At 31.5% G+C, this 18,795-nt stretch carries 16 protein-coding genes; 7 read left to right on the top strand and 9 right to left on the bottom strand.

The genetic code is table 11. The annotated features are described in order from the left end of the window. Nucleotides 1-4: 4 nt before the first annotated feature. Entirely contained in the window at nt 5-2,557 is a 2,553-nt protein-coding gene (locus tag L0U72_RS09255) for a DEAD/DEAH box helicase (protein ID WP_233898953.1), read from the bottom strand. Nucleotides 2,558-2,618: 61 nt separating this feature from the next. On the opposite strand from L0U72_RS09255, the gene L0U72_RS09250 reads away from it, so the two are divergent. Further along, the gene (locus L0U72_RS09250; protein ID WP_233885238.1) at nt 2,619-3,830 is read left to right on the top strand and encodes an RsmB/NOP family class I SAM-dependent RNA methyltransferase; all 1,212 of its coding nucleotides are present in this window, start codon (nt 2,619-2,621) and stop codon (nt 3,828-3,830) included. A 231-nt stretch (nt 3,831-4,061) separates the two neighbouring features. Here L0U72_RS09250 and L0U72_RS09245 read toward each other — a convergent pair whose 3' ends face one another. From L0U72_RS09245 to L0U72_RS09230, 4 genes are read right to left on the bottom strand one after another with little or no spacing between them, the layout of a single operon-like run. After that, nucleotides 4,062-4,853: a LysM peptidoglycan-binding domain-containing protein gene (locus L0U72_RS09245; RefSeq protein WP_233898952.1), complete on the bottom strand. Its 792-nt coding sequence runs from the start codon at nt 4,851-4,853 to the stop codon at nt 4,062-4,064. Between the two features lie 16 nt (nt 4,854-4,869). Then, nucleotides 4,870-5,496, bottom strand: a complete 627-nt coding sequence (locus L0U72_RS09240) for a trimeric intracellular cation channel family protein (protein WP_233898951.1) — start codon at nt 5,494-5,496, stop codon at nt 4,870-4,872. A gap of 28 nt (nt 5,497-5,524) precedes the next feature. Continuing rightward, nucleotides 5,525-6,643 (bottom strand): DEAD/DEAH box helicase, encoded by a 1,119-nt coding sequence (locus L0U72_RS09235; RefSeq protein WP_101917370.1) that lies wholly within the window; start codon nt 6,641-6,643, stop codon nt 5,525-5,527. A gap of 40 nt (nt 6,644-6,683) precedes the next feature. Then, a complete protein-coding gene (locus L0U72_RS09230; RefSeq protein ID WP_101917371.1) occupies nt 6,684-7,076 on the bottom strand; it encodes an acyl-CoA thioesterase in 393 nt (130 codons plus the stop codon). Between the two features lie 101 nt (nt 7,077-7,177). On the opposite strand from L0U72_RS09230, the gene L0U72_RS09225 reads away from it, so the two are divergent. Further along, complete coding sequence (locus L0U72_RS09225) at nt 7,178-8,521, top strand: MATE family efflux transporter (protein WP_233897284.1); 1,344 nt, start codon at nt 7,178-7,180, stop codon at nt 8,519-8,521. A gap of 357 nt (nt 8,522-8,878) precedes the next feature. Here L0U72_RS09225 and L0U72_RS09220 read toward each other — a convergent pair whose 3' ends face one another. Beyond that, nucleotides 8,879-9,550 carry a DUF2461 domain-containing protein gene (locus tag L0U72_RS09220; RefSeq protein WP_233862090.1) on the bottom strand — a complete coding sequence of 224 codons (672 nt, stop codon included), beginning with the start codon at nt 9,548-9,550 and terminating at the stop codon, nt 8,879-8,881. A 217-nt stretch (nt 9,551-9,767) separates the two neighbouring features. Beyond that, a complete protein-coding gene (gene ychF, locus L0U72_RS09215; RefSeq protein WP_233898950.1) occupies nt 9,768-10,859 on the bottom strand; it encodes a redox-regulated ATPase YchF in 1,092 nt (363 codons plus the stop codon). A 209-nt stretch (nt 10,860-11,068) separates the two neighbouring features. Here ychF and L0U72_RS09210 point away from each other — a divergent pair, with 209 nt between their 5' ends. From L0U72_RS09210 to folD, 4 genes are all read left to right on the top strand, one after another. Beyond that, nucleotides 11,069-11,632, top strand: coding sequence for an RNA polymerase sigma factor (locus L0U72_RS09210; RefSeq protein ID WP_233862092.1), 564 nt, complete (start codon nt 11,069-11,071; stop codon nt 11,630-11,632). An 84-nt stretch (nt 11,633-11,716) separates the two neighbouring features. Further along, the gene (locus L0U72_RS09205; protein ID WP_159459581.1) at nt 11,717-11,875 is read left to right on the top strand and encodes a hypothetical protein; all 159 of its coding nucleotides are present in this window, start codon (nt 11,717-11,719) and stop codon (nt 11,873-11,875) included. Between the two features lie 44 nt (nt 11,876-11,919). Further along, nucleotides 11,920-13,248, top strand: coding sequence for a signal recognition particle protein (gene ffh, locus L0U72_RS09200; RefSeq protein ID WP_101917379.1), 1,329 nt, complete (start codon nt 11,920-11,922; stop codon nt 13,246-13,248). Between the two features lie 30 nt (nt 13,249-13,278). After that, nucleotides 13,279-14,157: a bifunctional methylenetetrahydrofolate dehydrogenase/methenyltetrahydrofolate cyclohydrolase FolD gene (gene folD / locus L0U72_RS09195; protein ID WP_233898949.1), complete on the top strand. Its 879-nt coding sequence runs from the start codon at nt 13,279-13,281 to the stop codon at nt 14,155-14,157. An 84-nt stretch (nt 14,158-14,241) separates the two neighbouring features. On the opposite strand, the gene L0U72_RS09190 is transcribed toward folD, so the two are convergent. Further along, entirely contained in the window at nt 14,242-16,281 is a 2,040-nt protein-coding gene (locus L0U72_RS09190; protein WP_233898948.1) for a GTP-binding protein, read from the bottom strand. A 203-nt stretch (nt 16,282-16,484) separates the two neighbouring features. On the opposite strand from L0U72_RS09190, the gene L0U72_RS09185 reads away from it, so the two are divergent. Then, complete coding sequence (locus tag L0U72_RS09185) at nt 16,485-17,846, top strand: DNA recombination protein RmuC (RefSeq protein WP_101917383.1); 1,362 nt, start codon at nt 16,485-16,487, stop codon at nt 17,844-17,846. 59 nt (nt 17,847-17,905) lie between these two features. On the opposite strand, the gene sucD is transcribed toward L0U72_RS09185, so the two are convergent. After that, the gene (gene sucD / locus L0U72_RS09180; protein WP_101917385.1) at nt 17,906-18,778 is read right to left on the bottom strand and encodes a succinate--CoA ligase subunit alpha; all 873 of its coding nucleotides are present in this window, start codon (nt 18,776-18,778) and stop codon (nt 17,906-17,908) included. Nucleotides 18,779-18,795 lie beyond the last annotated feature (17 nt).

Raw genomic sequence — 18,795 nt, 5'->3', positions numbered from 1 at the left:
CCTCTTAACTAATATTACTCCAAAGCCCGCTTGATTTTTGCAGTTGCGTATAAACTTTTAATAGATTTGCATTTTCAGGTTTCGAAAAACTAGCATCCTCTTCTAAAACAGCAATTGCCGTTTGACGGGCTTTTTGTAGAATTGCGGTATCTTTTACCACATCGGCAATTTTTAGGTTTAACACACCGCTTTGTTGCGTTCCCATAATATTTCCAGGACCTCGAAGTTTTAAATCTACCTCGGCAATTTTAAAGCCGTCAGTAGTATCAACCATGGTTTGTAAACGGGTTTTGCTATCGGATGATAATTTAAAACTCGACAATAAAATACAATAACTTTGTGACGCTCCACGCCCTACTCTACCTCGTAATTGATGCAATTGACTCAAGCCAAAACGCTCGGCACTTTCAATAACCATTACCGATGCATTTGGCACATTTACACCAACTTCAATTACCGTAGTGGCTACCATTATTTGAGTTTCGCCTTTTATAAATCGATTCATTTCAAATTCTTTATCGGCAGGTTTCATTTTTCCGTGAACGATGCTAATTTGATATTTTGGCGATGGAAAATCTCTTGAAATACTTTCGTATCCGTCCATTAAATCTTTATAATCCATAGCTTCGGACTCTTCAATTAACGGATACACCACATACGCCTGACGACCTTTATGTATTTCATCTTTTAAAAACTTAAAAACAGATAAACGATTGCTATCATAACGATGTACGGTTTTAATTTCCTTACGTCCTGGCGGTAATTCATCAATTACTGAAATATCTAAATCACCATAAACAGACATCGCTAAAGTTCGTGGAATTGGTGTTGCGGTCATCACTAAAACATGTGGCGGAATTGATTTTTTTACAGCAACGGTAGGCAAACTATGTAACGTTGCAATAATTCTTTTTGTTGTTTTATCTAGTATATTTTCAAGGCTATTTTCAGGCGAATTTAGAATTTGACTTTCATCTAATCGAACCACTTTATAACCGAATTCCGTTAAAATTTCGGTACGCAAACGCATTGCTTCTTGCTGTTTTTCGGTCGTGTGATATTTGCCAATAACTTCTATAATTAGTTTTTTTTCAAGGCAGATAAAATCAATTAAAAAATCTTCAATAAGATAATATCTTCGGAATTTAAAACCTGTTTTTTTATTATCTAAAACTTCCCACAAGGCTCTTTCAGCTTTTGATGTTGTATTTTTTCGTTTAAAAGCAATTTCTTTAATTAATTGATAAGATGCTGAATTTTCATCTTTATATTTTTGATGAAGATTTCTACCTTTTTCATTAAGAATTGCAGGCGGTTGATTTTTCTGCCATAATTTAGAACGCTGTGCGACTCCAAAGCGATGTTGCTCATCAATAATAGCAATCCCTAAGTTTTTAAAACAGACTTTATCTTCTAAAACAGCGTGTGTTCCTACTAAAATATGTATTGATTTATCTTCTAAACCTGTATGAATTTCACGTCTTTTTTTAATTCGTGTTGAACCCGTTAATAATTCAACTTTTATCGTTGTTCCTTCTAAAAGTTCGGTAATTCCGTTATAATGCTGAATTGCTAAAATTTCAGTTGGCGCCATAATAGTTGCCTGATAGCCGTTATCAATCGCAATTAACATGCTTAATAACGCCACAATTGTTTTTCCAGAACCCACATCGCCTTGCAATAAACGGTTCATGTGTTTGCCAGAACCAACATCTTTTCGAATTTCTTTTAACACTCTTTTTTGAGCATTTGTCAATTCAAAAGGTAATTTATTGGTGTAAAAATCAGTGAAATTTTCACCTACTTTTTCAAAAACAGCGCCTTTTATTTTTGATTTACGGATGCGTTTTTTCTGTAATAATTGAATTTGAATAAAAAATAATTCTTCAAATTTTAAGCGATATTGTGCTTTTGCTAATAATTCTTGACTCTTAGGAAAATGAATATTGAGTAAGGCTTCTTTTTTGGCTAATAAATTATTTTCTTCGGATAGATAATCTGGCAATGTTTCTGTTATCAAACTAAAATATTGCTCAAATAAATATTGAATAAATCCTCTTACTATTTTATTGGTAATTCCTTTATTCGCTAATTTTTCTGTCGATGGATATACGGGTTGCATGGCAGATTGAACATTACTTTTATGTTCTTTTACCGTTTCCATTTCTGGATGTGGCATATTTGCCCTGCCATTATACCAATTTAATTTTCCATAAATTACATACGGAACATCGGTTTTTAAGCTGTTTTTTATCCATTTAGCACCTTTAAACCACACCAAATCTAAAAAACCTGTGCCGTCAGAAAAAGTTGCCACTAGCCTACTTCCTCGTTTTTGTTCAATTTCTTTAACGGCTGTTATTTTACCAACTATTTGAACCTCAGCAGTATTTTGAGCCAATTGTTGAATCGTATAAAACTGGGTTTTATCAATATAACGAAACGGAAAAAGGTGTAATAAATCATTACACGTTTTAATCCCTAATTCGGAATTTAACAATTCGGCACGGGCTACACTAACGCCTTTTATATATGTTATCGGGTGATTTAAATTCATTAAATACGAAAATACAAAAAGACATTAAAATCCACTATCTTTGCGCCTATAAATTCACCAAATGAGATTACATAGAAATTTAGTTTACGCAGTTATTGATAGTTTACGTGACGTTTTTAATGATGACGTATATGCCGATAAAGCTGTTGAAAAGGCATTAAAAAGAGATAAAAGATGGGGCGCACGTGATAGAAAATTTGTTGCCGAAACTATTTATGACATCGTACGATGGAAGCGTTTATACGCCGAAATTGCAGATGTAAAAACGCCGTATTCACGACCAGATTTATGGCGTTTGTTAGTAGTTTGGTGTACTTTAAGAGGAATAAAATTACCAGATTGGAATCAAATTGAAGAAACACCTACAAGACGAATTAAAGGACGCTTCGATGAACTTTCTCAAATTAGAAAATACAGAGAATCTATTCCTGATTGGATTGATGAATTAGGTGTTAAAGAATTGGGAGAAACTGTTTGGACTAAAGAAATGGCGGCATTAAACAAACGTGCTGATGTTATTTTACGTACCAATACATTAAACGTAACCAAAGAACATTTACAGAAAGATTTACAACAAGAAGGTATTGAAACTGAATTTATAGAAGGCTGTGACGATGCTTTACGTTTAGTTGAACGTGCCAATGTTTTTAAAACAGAAGCTTTTCATAAAGGATTTTTTGAAGTTCAAGATGCTTCTTCGCAATTAGTAGCGGCTTATTTAGACGTTGCTCCAGGAATGAGAGTTATTGATACCTGTGCGGGTGCGGGTGGTAAAACATTGCATTTAGCGGCATTAATGAAAAATAAAGGGCAAATTATTGCCATGGATATTTACGAAAGTAAATTACGTAAATTAAAAGTTAGAGCACGTAGAAATGGTATTAGTAATATCGATTTAAAAGTTATTGATTCTACCAAAGTAATTAAAAAATTATACGGTAAAGCCGATAGAGTTTTAATTGATGCGCCTTGTTCTGGTTTGGGTGTTTTACGTAGAAATCCTGATAGTAAATGGAAATTACAACCTGAATTTATCGATAATATTAAAGAAATTCAGCAAGACGTTTTACAGCGCTATTCAAGAATGGTAAAGCCAGGCGGAAAATTAGTTTATGCAACCTGTTCTGTATTGCCTTCGGAAAATCAAGATCAGGTTAAAATATTTTTAGCTTCGGAAGATGGAAAAGATTTTTCACTTGTAAAAGATCATAAAGTATTGGCTCATGAATTTGGGTATGACGGTTTTTACATGGCGCAATTAGTCAAAAAATAATTTATTTTTGACTAATTATATTCAAGGATTATCTTCATTTTTAGATTGAAAATTTAGATTGAAAAACAAAAAGCTCGGAATTTTAAAATTCCGAGCTTTTTTTATCAACTATAAAAAACTAACTAAAAAAAATATTTATATAAAACTTTATAAATAGTAAGACGTTTTTTTTATTCCTTCGTTACAATAAATATGCAGTTTAACATTTAATTAGGATTTAGTTTTTTAAAATTATTCTTTAATTTTTAATTTTTGTCCAATAGCAATTGTATTATTTTTGATATCATTTAACTCTTTTATTTTTTTTACTGATATTTTATATTGAGTAGCGATTCTATACAAAGTTTCACCAGTTGCCACTACATGATACGTGCTAGTATTTTCTTTTACTTCCTTTACTTTTTGCTTACTCTGCTTAACCTGTTTGATTGGTTTTACATCTTTTACTTGCTTTAGCTGTTTCGCTTGTTTTGGTTTTTTATCTAGTTTAAACTCACTCAAATTAATTGTTTTCGTGATATTTTCAGTAACTTCTTCAGTTTTTTCTTTGGATTTTTCTTTGGATTTTTGAACTGATTGCGTAGTTGGTGTGTTTAAAAAAGCTTTTTTTTCTGATGAATTTTTAGCGTATCCGACAACTATTTCTTGTCCAATTTTTAGGGCATCAAAATTAGCAACACTATTAAGTTGATATAATTTAGCGAGTTTCAAATTATATTTTCGAGCAATAGTACTTAATGTTTCTCCTTTTTTCACTTTATGAAGAATTGTTGGATCAAATTCTTTTTTAGGTGTCGGTTTTACGGCTGATTCAGTAGGAAATGTTCTAGAAATTCTTCCTGTAATTAAATTCATATAGGCTGTTTTATTATCTAATAATACAGTATCCCATCCTTCAGGAAGTTTTTTATCTTGTATTTTTTCGGATGAATTTTTAGCTATTTTTTTTGTGAATTTCTCTTGTGAATATCCTCCATATATTCCTATCAATAATAAGAATACGAAACTAAGTTCATTTTTCATTTTATTTTTTTTTAAATTAATTCGGTTCTCCTAAGGCATCAATTTTAACTTTTGGTAATTCTAATTTATATTTTACAGCGATAGACCTGATAATAAAAATAACTGCCGCAGATACTATAAAATGTAGGTTTTCATTAATTTTAAAATTCGCTAATATCAAATACGTAACTCCGCCTGCTAAACAAGCGGAAGCATAAATTTCTTTCTTAAAAATTAAAGGAACTTTTCGGGTAAGCACATCTCTCAGTACGCCTCCAAAAACAGCAGAAACCATTCCCATGACTAACGCTAAAAACGGGTGTAAATCGTAGGCTAATCCTTTTTCTAATCCCAATAACGTGAATACACTGATACCAATGGTATCAAACAGAAACATGGTTTTACGAAGCGGTGCTATTTTACTTCTAAACAAAAATGTAACGGCGACTCCTATTAAAGTTATCCATATATAATTTATGTCGCCAATCCATGTGATCGGATGTGCGTTAATTAATACATCTCGTATCATACCACCACCTGTGGCTGTTACAAAGGCGATTATAACAACTCCAAATGCATCGAATTGTTTTTTCATGGCAACTAATGCACCACTTATGGCAAAGGCAAAAGTTCCTACAATATCAAGGGTATAGATAATATCCACGTAACTATTTATTAACTATTATTTCTAATTAAATACTTATTTCCGAAAACTGTATTTGTAATGTTCTTTCGACGTCTTTAATATTATTTCGTTCATTATTCAAAATCAATACTAAAGAAACGCCTTTTTTACCTGCTCTTGCCGTTCGTCCACTTCTATGTGTGTAATATTCTAATTGTTCTGGCAATTGATGATGTACGACAAATCCTAAATTTTGCACATCAATACCTCTTGCGGCAACATCGGTTGATACTAAAATTTGAAGACTTTCATTTTTAAAAGCACGCATTACTTTCTCACGATCTCTTTGTTGCATATCGCCTTCCAAAGCACCTACCGAAAAACCTTCCTCATCTAAAGCTTTTGTTAATTTTTGTACGCCTGCTTTAGTTCTTGCAAAAATGATACCTCTTTCAGTATTTCTTTTTTCTAAAAACTTAACAATTACGTCTACTTTTTCTGGAATCGTAGTTTGTACAAACTGATGCGTAATATTAGCATTTACCAACGTATTTTTATTGACCTCAACTTGTTTTGCTGATGAATCCATATATTTTTTGATGATATTTCTAATTTCATCAGGCATTGTTGCGGAGAACAACCATGTTTTTCGAGTTCCTGAAGTATATTTTAAAATACGATTTAGATCTAATTTAAACCCCATACTTAGCATTTCATCAGCTTCATCAAGGACTAAAGTTTGAATATCTTTTAAGTTTACTTCGCCTCTTTCTATTAAATCGATTAAACGACCTGGAGTGGCTACAATTACATGCGTTGTTCTTTTTAGATTATTTATTTGACGGTCTATTTTTTCACCACCGTAAACAGCTTCTATAAAAATTTTAGCATCTACATATTTTGTAAACTTAAAAAGTTGTTTTTTTATTTGCTGTACTAATTCTCTTGTTGGCGATAAAATTAATGCTTGAACAGTATCTTTCGATGCATCTATTTTATGTAAAACAGGCAATCCATAAGCCGCAGTTTTACCAGTACCTGTTTGGGCTAACCCGATAAAATCCGAATTATTTTGTAATAAATACGGTATGGTTTGTTCTTGTACTTCGGTTGGTTTTTTAATACCTAATTCCTCAAGTCCTTGAATATATTCTTTTTGTACTCCTAACGCTTTAAATGTTGTCATTCTCTATGTATATGATGTGCAAATATATTGCTTATTTTTTCTAAATTTTTCCTTGAAGTAAATTTGTTACTTCTTTGGTTATTCTTCTTGGTTTTTGTGATGTTGCATCTAACAGGCAAAAGGTAGTTTGAGATTTCACTACTAAATCAGTTCCTTTATACATTTCAAAATGACGGATAGATTTTATGCCTGAAGTATTTCCAACCCAGGTTTTCACGGTTATTTCATCGCCTAAAACGGCTTGACTTTTATAATCAATTTCATGACGGATTACAAACCAAACATAATCGGGTTTTGGCACTTTTTTTATCAATAATAACCAATGATTTATAGATACTTCTTGCATCCACTGCACATACACCACATTATTTACATGATGATATTCATCAATTTCATTTGCTGTAACGGTATATTTTTTTTCATAAAAATTCATACCGCAAAACTACGTGAATGATGTTAATTATTACTTAAATGACGTCTTGTTTTTTAAAACTACGTTAGTATTGCTGATATTTGACTACTTAAAAATACTATATGGATAAAATCACACGCAATTTTGGTACTGAAAAAATAAGTAAATTACTATTAAAACAAGCATTACCAGCTTCTGTGGGGATTTTAGTAATGTCCTTAAATATGATTGTTGATACTATTTTTGTAGGACGCTGGATTAACGTAATGGCAATTGCAGCAGTTACAGTCGTGTTACCGATTGCTTTTTTAATATCATCAATAGGAATGGGAATTGGTATTGGCGGTAGCTCTATAATCTCGAGAGCTTTTGGTAAAGGAGATACGTTAAAAGCACTTAAAGTATTTGGAAATCAGATTAGTTTAACCGTTGCATTATCTATTTTATTTGTAGTTATGGGAACTTTTTTTGGTTTTCCTATTTTACAATTATTCGGAGCGAAAGGAAGTATTGTAACTCCTGCGATCGAGTATTTTAATGTTATTATTTGGGGAGTTCCTTTTTTAGCCTTTGCCATGATGGGAAATCCTGTAATTAGAGCTGTTGGAAAACCTAATTACGCCATGTTTACCATGATATTTCCTGCATTTGCAAACATCATTTTAGATGTTATTTTTATTAAATTCATGAATTTAGGAATGTTTGGAGCAGGTTTAGCAACAGCTATTTCTTATATGGTTAGTGGCGGATTTATTTTATGGTTTTTTCTATCAAAAAACACAGAATTGAAAATTATTCCAACATATTTTACTATTGATTTTTCTATTTTAAAAGAAATTATTGAATTAGGAGGAATTACAGTTGTTAGGCAAGGAACGATTAGTCTTTTGATTATTATTTTAAACTACACCTTATTTAAATATGGCGGAGAAAATTCGATTGCCATGTACGGAATTATCAATAGAATAATGATGTTTTCATTATTTCCTGTATTAGGAGTTACACAAGGTTTTTTACCGATTGCAGGCTATAATTACGGAGCAAATAATTGGGCACGAGTACAGGAAGTTATAAAAACGGCTATTTTATACGGAACGAGCATCGCAACGTTTATTTTTATTTTGATAATGATATTTCCTGCAGAATTTGTTGGCTTATTTACTGATGATAAAAAATTAATTTCCCTTACTTCGGATGCTTTAATTATTACATTTTTAGCAACTCCTGTCATCACGCTTCAATTAATTGGTTCGGCTTATTTTCAGGCAGCGGGTAAAGCATTGCCTGCTTTACTATTAACCTTATTAAAACAAGGGATTTTCTTAATTCCGTTGGTTTATATTTTGCCTAAATTTTATGGGATAAACGGCGTTTGGATGTCTTTTCCTATTGCTGATATTCTAGCAACTTTAGTTACTTATTTATATTTAAAAAAAGAAATGAAACATCGTTTAAATAAAAAATAAACTGTCAGTTCGCTGTCAGTTCGAGTGATTTTCTTCCTTCAAAAAAATTGTATCGAGAACTTATTTAATAGTAAAGTCAATTAAAATTCATCAACACAAAATAATTCAAATTCTCGATACAATTTTAATTCCTTTTAGTCATTAAAATCACTCGAATTGACAAGAATCATCAAAAAAAAGTTAAAAACTACGGCAAATTAGGATGAGAAACTGAAATAAATTCAGTTTGACGCATTTTTATTTTTAAAACAAGGGGTTTTAACCCCTTGCCATACTATTTTGATGTTACAAAAAATTTTTAGAATAAAATTTAAACAGGCTTAAAAACCTGTTTAAAAAAACAAATCAAAATATATTTTAAAGTAATGATTCACCATTTAAATTAGTCGTTAATACATCGCTCATTAGATTCAAAAATGGACGTAACGCTTTATAAGAACTATCAATTTCTGATAAAAAATCTTTAGAAAACACTTCTTTATCCGTGAAATTACGAACAGCTATAAATCCTTTTTTTCGTAATAAATCAATATCAGGATGGTTCTTATCAAAACCTCTTGGTGCTGTTTTTAATTCATCTCCTTCAAATTTAGTTCCGAAATTTTTTACAAATGAGGGATTACTTAAAATAGCTCTAAATTCAGAAGCATCCATTTCAATTTCTTTTCGAATACGTAATAAATCTTCTTTATTCGGTTCCCAAAATCCACCAGCCAAAAAACTCTTTCCTGGTTGAAGTTGTAAATAATAACCACCTCTTAAATCATTTCCCTTTCGTGAAAAAGAACCTCCAAAATGTGTTTTATAAGGCGTTTTATCTTTTGAAAAACGAACATCTCTATAAATTCGGAATTGTTTCATTTTATCAATAGTATCATGTTCCTCTAAGTTTCCCTTTACTTTCAGATAAAAACCTTTTACATTCTCTTGAACCTCTATAAAAGTTGCTTTCTGATCCGCAAACCAATCACGATTGTTATTTTCTTCTAAATCTTTTAAAAATTGAAATATTGATTTTTCTAAGTGCATATTTTTTGATGCTTTTTTATACATGAAAGATACAAAAAAAACGCTGTAGAAAAATCTACAACGTTTTTTATATACTTCTGTTTTTTGTATTCCTTTTTTACGCTCTTATTTTGCGTTAGGGATTGAACGGCCTGTTTGAGCTCTTTTTTAAATTTTTTCTATTTAAAAAAAGCGAGTAGTGAAAGCCCGCCCGAACGCCCAAAAAAAAATCTTATATTTAAACGTTAAATCTGAAATTCATAATATCGCCATCTTGAACAATATATTCCTTTCCTTCAATACCTAATTTTCCAGCCTCTTTTACTTTTTGCTCGCCTCCTAAAGTAACATAATCATCGTACTTTGTTACCTCAGCTCTAATAAATCCTTTTTCGAAATCGGTATGGATAACACCCGCTGCTTGTGGAGCAGTATCACCAATATTTATCGTCCAAGCACGAACTTCCTTAACTCCTACCGTAAAATAAGTCTGTAAATTTAACAACTTATAAGCAGCTCTAATTAAAACCGAAGCTCCCGCTTCTTTTAATCCGATATCCGCTAAAAACATTTCACGTTCCTCGTAATCATCTAATTCCGTAATATCAGCCTCTGTACCAACCGCCAAAACAATTACTTCGGCATTTTCGTCTTTTACAGCTTCCTTGACTTTGGTAACATAATCGTTTCCTGTAACAGCTGCACTTTCATCAACATTACAAACATATAATACTGGTTTTGCCGTTATAAATTGTAAACTCGCTACAATTGCTTGATCTTTTTCTGAAAAATCAATCGCTCTTACTGAAACTCCTTGTAATAAAGTTTCTTCAACTTTTAATAAAATTTCTAATTCTATTTGTGCTTCTTTATTACCCGTTTTAGCCGTTCTCTTTACACGCTCTAAACGCTTTTGAACCGTTTCTAAATCTTTTAATTGTAACTCAATATCAATAGTTTCTTTATCTCTAACAGGATCTACAGAAGCATCAACATGAATAATATTATCGTTATCAAAACAACGTAATACGTGAATAATAGCGTCAGTTTCTCTAATATTCGCTAAAAACTGATTTCCTAAACCTTCTCCCTTACTTGCTCCTTTTACTAAACCTGCGATATCTACAATTTCTACGGTTGCAGGCATCACTCGCTCCGGATTTACCATGCCCTCTAAAACCTGAATCCTTGGATCTGGCACATTTACCACACCAATATTAGGCTCTATCGTACAAAATGGAAAATTCGCACTTTGTGCTTTTGCGTTTGACAAACAATTAAATAAGGTTGATTTTCCTACATTTGGTAATCCTACAATTCCAGCTTTCATACTATTATCTTTCTATTATTTTCTATTATTTCCTTGAAAATTTTGCGTTTGCAAATATACTTGTTTGCTTTGAATTTTACTCTTTTATTTGATGCTCAATTAACTATTTTATCTAAAAACAGAAAAAAAAGAAAAATATATTGATTTTTTTTTCAGTACATTTAGCTACTTTTAATACTAATCTTTGATACTAATTTTTGTTTTTTTATATGGATGAATTGTCTGATGAAATTTTATGGAAATCCTTAAAAAAAGGAGATTTAACCGCTTTTGAACTACTTTTTAAAAACTATTATACAAACCTATTTAACTACGGTTTAAAAATTTCTGGCAATAAAATAATAACCGAAGATTCTATTCAAGATTTTTTCATGTATGTATATGAACATCGAGAAAATTTAAGCGATTTAACCAAAATTGCCCCTTATTTATTCATTTCTTACAGACGATTTTTAATTAAAATCCTGCAAAAAAATCAAAAAAATAAACTCGTTAGAGATTTAAATCATCATCTTGTTGATATTCATTTTACACCCGAAGAATTACTTACACATCAAGAATCAACTATCTTTAGAAATAAAAACCTAAGCGATTCACTCAATAAATTAACAAAAAAACAACGAGAAGCACTTTACTTAAAATATCATTGCAACCTTAAAACACAAGAAATTGCCGATGTAATGAATATTAATTATCAGAGCGTTGCCAACACCCTTCATAAAGCAATTAAAAAATTAAGAGAAGATATTCAAATATTACAATTATTTAATTAAACAAGAATTAATATGTAACTTTGGCTTCTTTTTTTTGATACTCTTGATACTTTTAATTCTGCTTTTAATTCTGCTTTTAATTCTATGAAAACCGCTAAAATAACAATACTAAATAAACTGGATAAAAAATACAATCCTATCGAAATTCGATTTAAAGAAAAACCCGTTTCAAAAGAAAAAATAAACCTTGCTTGGGAACGTTTAAAAAATCAAGTAAAATCAGCTGAAAAAACACACTCCTAACAACTAAATTATTATATTTGTAACTCTAAAAATGAAGCCGATACATGTTTAATAATTTAAGTGAAAAGTTAGATAAAGCGTTACATACGCTAAAAGGACACGGAAAAATTACAGAAGTTAACGTTGCTGAAACACTAAAAGAAGTTCGTAGAGCCTTATTAGATGCCGATGTTAACTTTAAAATTGCAAAAGATTTTACCAAAAGAGTTCAACAAAAAGCCATAGGTCAAGACGTATTAACAACCTTGAATCCTAGCCAATTAATGGTAAAATTAGTTAAAGACGAATTAACTGACCTAATGGGTGGTGATACCGTTGGAATTAACTTAGGTGGTTCGATGAGCGTTATTCTAATGTCTGGTTTACAAGGGTCTGGTAAAACTACTTTTTCAGGTAAATTAGCGAACTTCTTAAAAACCAAAAAATCAAAAGAAGTATTATTAGTCGGGTGTGATGTGTATCGTCCTGCCGCTATTAATCAGTTACAAGTTGTTGGAGAACAAATTGGCGTAGAAGTATATGCCGAAATAGACAATAAAAATCCTATTGAAATTTCTCAAAATGCTATCAAGCATGCAAAAGCAACAGGTAAAAATGTTGTAATTATTGATACCGCTGGTCGTTTGGCTGTCGATACAGAAATGATGAATGAAATTTCAAACATTCATAAAGCTGTTAATCCGCAGGAAACCCTATTTGTAGTGGATGCAATGACAGGACAAGATGCTGTAAATACAGCAAAAGCTTTTAACGATATCTTAAATTTTGATGGTGTTGTACTGACAAAATTAGACGGTGATACTCGTGGTGGAGCAGCATTATCAATTAAATCAGTAGTAAATAAACCAATTAAATTTATTGGTACTGGTGAAAAAATGGATGCTATTGATATTTTTCATCCTGATCGTATGGCAGATCGTATTTTAGGGATGGGAGATGTTATCTCATTAGTAGAACGCGCCCAAGAACAATACGACGAAGATGAAGCTCGAAAACTTCAGAAGAAAATTGCAAAAGATCAATTTGGTTTTGATGACTTTTTAAGTCAAATTCAACAAATCAAAAAGATGGGTAGCATGAAAGATTTAGTCGGAATGATTCCTGGTGCTGGTAAAGCCTTAAAAGATGTCGATATTGATGAAAATGCTTTTACAGGAATTGAAGCTATTATCCAATCAATGACTCCTTTAGAAAGAAGCACGCCTTCCACACTAAATGCTAGTCGTAAAAAACGAATTGCCAAAGGCTCTGGAACATCAATTCAAGAAATAAATCAGTTGATGAAGCAATTCAATCAAATGAGTAAAATGATGAAAATGATGCAAGGCGGTGGTGGAAAAAAAATGATGCAGATGATGCAAAACATGAAATAATCAAAATTATTAACAACAACACAACACAAAATGATTTTATTAGACGGTAAAAAAACATCTGCAGATATAAAAGAAGAAATTGCTCTTGAAGTAGTAGATTTAAAAAATCAGGATAAAAAAACACCACATCTAGCCGCTATAATAGTAGGAAATGATGGAGCAAGTTTAACCTACGTGAATGCAAAGGTTAAAGCCTGTGATCGTGTCGGTTTTGAATCTTCTTTAATTCGATTACCAAAAGAAACTACCGAAGAAGAATTGTTAAACGAAATTGCTATTTTAAATATCGATAATGATATTGATGGTTTTATCGTGCAACTTCCACTACCCGATCATATTGATGAACAAAAAGTATTAATGTCTATAAATCCTGATAAAGATGTAGATGGTTTTCACCCTACAAATGTTGGTAAAATGGCATTAAATTTACCTACTTTTATTTCTGCAACTCCTTTCGGAATTTTAGAATTATTAGAACGTTATAAAGTAGAAACATCAGGAAAACACGTAGTTGTTATTGGGCGTAGTCATATTGTTGGTAGTCCGATGAGTATTTTATTAGCTCAAAAAAGAAAAGTAGGAAACGCTACTGTTACCTTAACACATAGTAGAACAAAAAACTTAAATGAACTTACCTTACAAGCTGATATTATTATCGCTGCTTTAGGGATTCCTGAATTTTTAAAAGCCGATATGATAAAAGATGATGTAACGGTTATTGATGTAGGAATTACTCGTGTTGCCGATTCTTCTAAGAAAAATGGTTTCCGTTTAGTTGGTGATGTTGCTTTTGATGAAGTTTCTAAAAAATCAGCATTTATAACACCTGTTCCAGGTGGTGTTGGTCCAATGACTATCGCAATGTTATTAAAAAATACCTTACTTGCCTGTAGTAGACGAGATTCTTAAAATATAAATTTATATAGTTTTATATAACAAGGGGTTTTAACCCCTTGTTATATTTACTTGTTTTTTTACTTTTTTCAAAATATTTTAAATCACTCGTTCATCGGCTTTGTAAGCTCCACGTCTATGCAAAATCCATTGGGCTTCATCTAACGGATTTACACCTTTATAATCTCTTGATATTCCTTCATTTTTAGGACAAACATCATATCCATAAAATTTCAAACGCAAACGAATTTTACCGCTACTAATCGTATTTAATTTGATGCTAAAATCCAAAGAAGTAGCCACGGGTATTTTCCCTCTTAATATAAAATTTTCAGTTTCTGATATAAATTCAGGCGTATCAAAAGTGGCTCTTCGAGTACTTAATTCGGCAGTTATTTTCCCTAATAAAGATTCATTTGCTTTTATCTCAAAGCTCAAAATAGGTTCTAATAAATGCGTTCCTCCCTTTTTTAATCCTTGCATAATTCCCATAGGAGTTGCTAAATTAAAATCACCAGGTCTGGAATGTACGTTATGATCTTCGCCTTTTATGAGTGTAATTTTCACATCTGTTACTTCCCAACCTAAAATTCCTTGTGCCAATGCTTTTGGAATTGTTCGTGCAATTTCATGTTGATATTTAATATGCACATCATTTTGAGAAACCACAGAATGATACTCAACGCCCGAATTTAACGGCGCAGGTTCAATTAAAAAAGTCATGATTGCCCAACAAGGTTTTGGCATCCAATATCGAATATATCCTTCGGCTTTTTTGCTGATAGTTTCTTTATACACAACTTGCGGATCGGTAAATGTTGCCGAAATATCGAAACGTTCTTTTAAAAGATGTGCTAATATTTCAATTTGCATTTGTCCCATCAATAATAATTGCAGTTCTTTTTCTGCCTTAAACCACTTGAATTGTAATGATGGATCTTCACTATCTAACTGTGTTAAGGCTTTTGCTAAGGCATTATAATCGGCATTATTTTCAGGAATTACTTGAACCGTAAGCACTGGAATATGCAATTCTGGAAGTGCTGGAATGTTCGTTGGATCGCCTAAAATATCTCCTGCTTTTGTACCTAAAACACCTGTAATTACGCCAATATCTCCTGATGTTAAAATACAATTATCAATATATTTTGTTTGCTGTAATTGTTTGGTTTGATGTATTTTAGTTTCTAATTGTTGTGTATAATTATACACCGTTGTTTTAGAAGATAATCTTCCTGAAAAAACTTTTACATGCGCCATCGTTCCGAAAACAGCATGTTGTTCTAACTTAAAAACATAGGCTGAAAGTGATTTTTCTAGTATTTTTTCTGATGTATTTTCTGAGATATTTGAATTTAAAGAAGTTGGAAAAAATTGAATTATTCCGTCTAATAATTCGGTTACTCCGATATTATTTTTAGCAATTCCTGTATAAACGGGTGTAATTTTAGTGTCAATCGTTAATTTTTGAATCGTTTTTAAATACGTTTCATCAGTAATTATTTCATCATTAAAAAAGCGTTCTAATAATACTTCATCAGTATCAAGAATTGTTGTAATTGTTTTTTCTCTAATTTCAGAAATTGCGACTGCTGTTTTATCATCCGAAGAAATAGTAAAAATAGGCGAAATTGTTGCGTTTGGTAAACCGTCATTTTCAGAAGCAATTATTACCACAGGTTTTGCATTTAAATCGGTTTCTAATTGCGTTATTACAGTTTCGGTATCTGCTCCTTGCCTATCAATTTTATTGATGAAAATTAATGTTGGTATTTTTAATTCTTGTAATGAATCCCAAATATTTAAGGTGTGTGCTTGCACGCCTTCCACCGCAGAAACGACCAAAATAACGGCATCAACAACGCATAAAGCACGTTCTACTTCACTAGAAAAATCAACGTGTCCAGGAGTATCAATTAAATTAATTTTGATGTTTTTCCAATCAAATGAAGTTGTTGAGGCTTTTATCGAAATTCCTCGTTCTTTTTCAAGGGATAAACTATCGGTATTTGTAGAACCTTTATCGACACTTCCAAGAATTCGAATAGCACCTGAATTGTATAAAAAATGTTCTGTAAGTGTTGTTTTTCCTGCATCTACATGCGCTAAAATACCGATATTTATAGTTGGTTTCGTCATTCTTATTTCATCCTATTTTTAATTATTTAAAGTGATTCTTCACTAAATAACACGACAAAATTACGGTATTACTATCAAAATAAATTAGGTTTTATCCTACTTATTTTACTACTTTTAAACTCCTTAAAAACACTGATTTTCAAACCTATGACAAAAAAAAGAACTTATTAAAAAAAGTTGAAAAATAAAAAAACTAAAAAACAATGATAGAAATTATTATTTACATAAGTATTGGACTTATTCTAGGCGGTATTATTGGCTGGTTTATCGGTCGCTTGAAAAGTAACATCACCTTACAAGAACAGAAAAAAGAAAGTTTAGAGAATTTCATCCTTTTAGATAAAAAATATGCAATACTCAAAGCAACTTCAGAAGATTTATTGAAAAAACACGAAGAAAAGAAGCAAGAATTAGACAATCAAATTAATAATTTAAAAAATACGAATCATACATTTTTTGAAAATCTTACAACGGCTAATGCTAAAAACAATGCTTTAGAAGAAAAATTAATCACCCAAAAAGAAGAAATAAAAGAAATGAGTGAAAAATTTAATTTGGAATTTAAAAATATTGCTTCCGAAATATTAAAAGATAACACCAAATCTTTTACAGAACTTAATGAAACAAAAATAAAAGCATTGTTAAATCCTTTAGGCGAAAACATAAAAGAATTTAAACAAAAAGTTCAAGATGTCTACGATAAAGAAGCAAAAGAACGGTTTTCTTTGGGCGAAAAAGTGAAAGAATTAGCCGATAAAAGTGACCAAATTAGTCAAGATGCCATCAACCTTACTAACGCCTTAAAAGGCGAAGCAAAAACACAAGGAAATTGGGGCGAAATGATTTTAGAAAATATTTTAGAAAAATCTGGATTGCGTAAAAATGAAGAATATTTTAAAGAACATCAACTCGAAGATGAAGATGGAAATCCTTTAAAATCCGATGTGGAAGGAAAAAAAATGCGCCCAGATTTTGTTATCAAATATCCTGATAATAGAAATGTTATTATTGATTCAAAAGTTTCTTTAAACGCTTTTACAAGATATATAGCTTCCGATGAAATTGAAACTCAAAAGAAAGAAATTCAATCGCATGTAACAGCAATTAAAAATCATATTATCGCCCTAAGCTCCAAAGGATATGATGATTATGATAAATCTTTAGACTTTGTAATGATGTTTATTCCTAGCGAACCTGCTTATATTGCCGCCATGCAAGCCGATGCTAATCTCTGGAATTACGCATACGATAAACGAATTTTATTAATGAATCCGACCAACCTTATTACTTCTCTAAAGTTAATTGTTGATTTATGGAAACGTGAATATCAAAATAAAAATGCCATTGCAATTGCAGATAGAGGTGCCAAATTATACGATAAATTTGTTGGTTTTGTTGATAATTTAGATAAAATTGGAAAACACTTAAATAATGCTCAAAATTCGTATCATGATGCCTATAAACAGTTAAGTACAGGGAATGATAACCTAGTTACACAAGCCACAAAACTAAAAGAATTAGGTGTTAAAAATAAAAAAGAACTTCCGTTGAATTTAGTGAAATAAAAAAAATCTACTAAATTTTCATTTAGTAGATTTTTTTTAAATTTTAAATAACTGTATTATTATGCTAATACTTTAGCGACCATTTCACCAATTTTAGCTGGAGATTCCACAACGTGAACACCATTTTCTGCTAAGATTTTCATTTTAGCTTGTGCTGTATCATCGTCGCCACCTACAATTGCTCCTGCATGTCCCATTGTTCTACCTGCTGGTGCTGTTTGTCCTGCGATAAAACCAATAACTGGTTTACGATTTCCGTCCGCTTTAATCCAACGTGCAGCTTCTGCTTCTAAATTACCTCCGATTTCACCAATCATTACGATTGCTTCTGTTTCGTCGTCATTCATTAATAATTCAACGGCTTCTTTAGTGGTAGTTCCAATAATTGGGTCTCCACCAATACCGATAGCTGTTGTAATTCCGTATCCTTGTTTTACAACTTGGTCAGCTGCTTCATAGGTTAAAGTTCCTGATTTAGAAACGATACCAACTTTTCCTTTTTTGAAGATAAAACCTGGCATAATACCAACTTTTGCTTCATCTGGAGTAATTACCCCTGGACAGTTAGGCCCTACTAAAGTACAGTCTAATTGGTCGATATACGATTTTACTTTTACCATGTCAGCTGTAGGAATTCCTTCAGTAATACAAATGATTACTTTAATTCCTGCTTCTGCAGCTTCCATAATAGCGTCCGCAGCAAATGCTGGTGGCACAAAAATAATAGAAGTATCTGCTCCTACTTTTTGTACAGCTTGATCAACCGTATTAAAAACTGGTTTTCCTAAGTGCTCTTGACCACCTTTACCTGGAGTAACTCCTCCAACTACGTTTGTTCCGTAATCAATCATTTGACCAGCGTGGAAAGTTCCTTCGCTACCAGTAAAACCTTGTACAATAATTTTTGAATCTTTATTTACTAAAACACTCATGGATTTTTATTTTTATT

Origin of the sequence: Tenacibaculum piscium, from assembly GCF_021390755.1 — a bacterium.
Classification (GTDB): domain Bacteria; phylum Bacteroidota; class Bacteroidia; order Flavobacteriales; family Flavobacteriaceae; genus Polaribacter; species Polaribacter piscius.
Note: the sequence above shows the minus strand (reverse complement) of the source record. Positions and strands in the feature narration are given on the sequence as shown.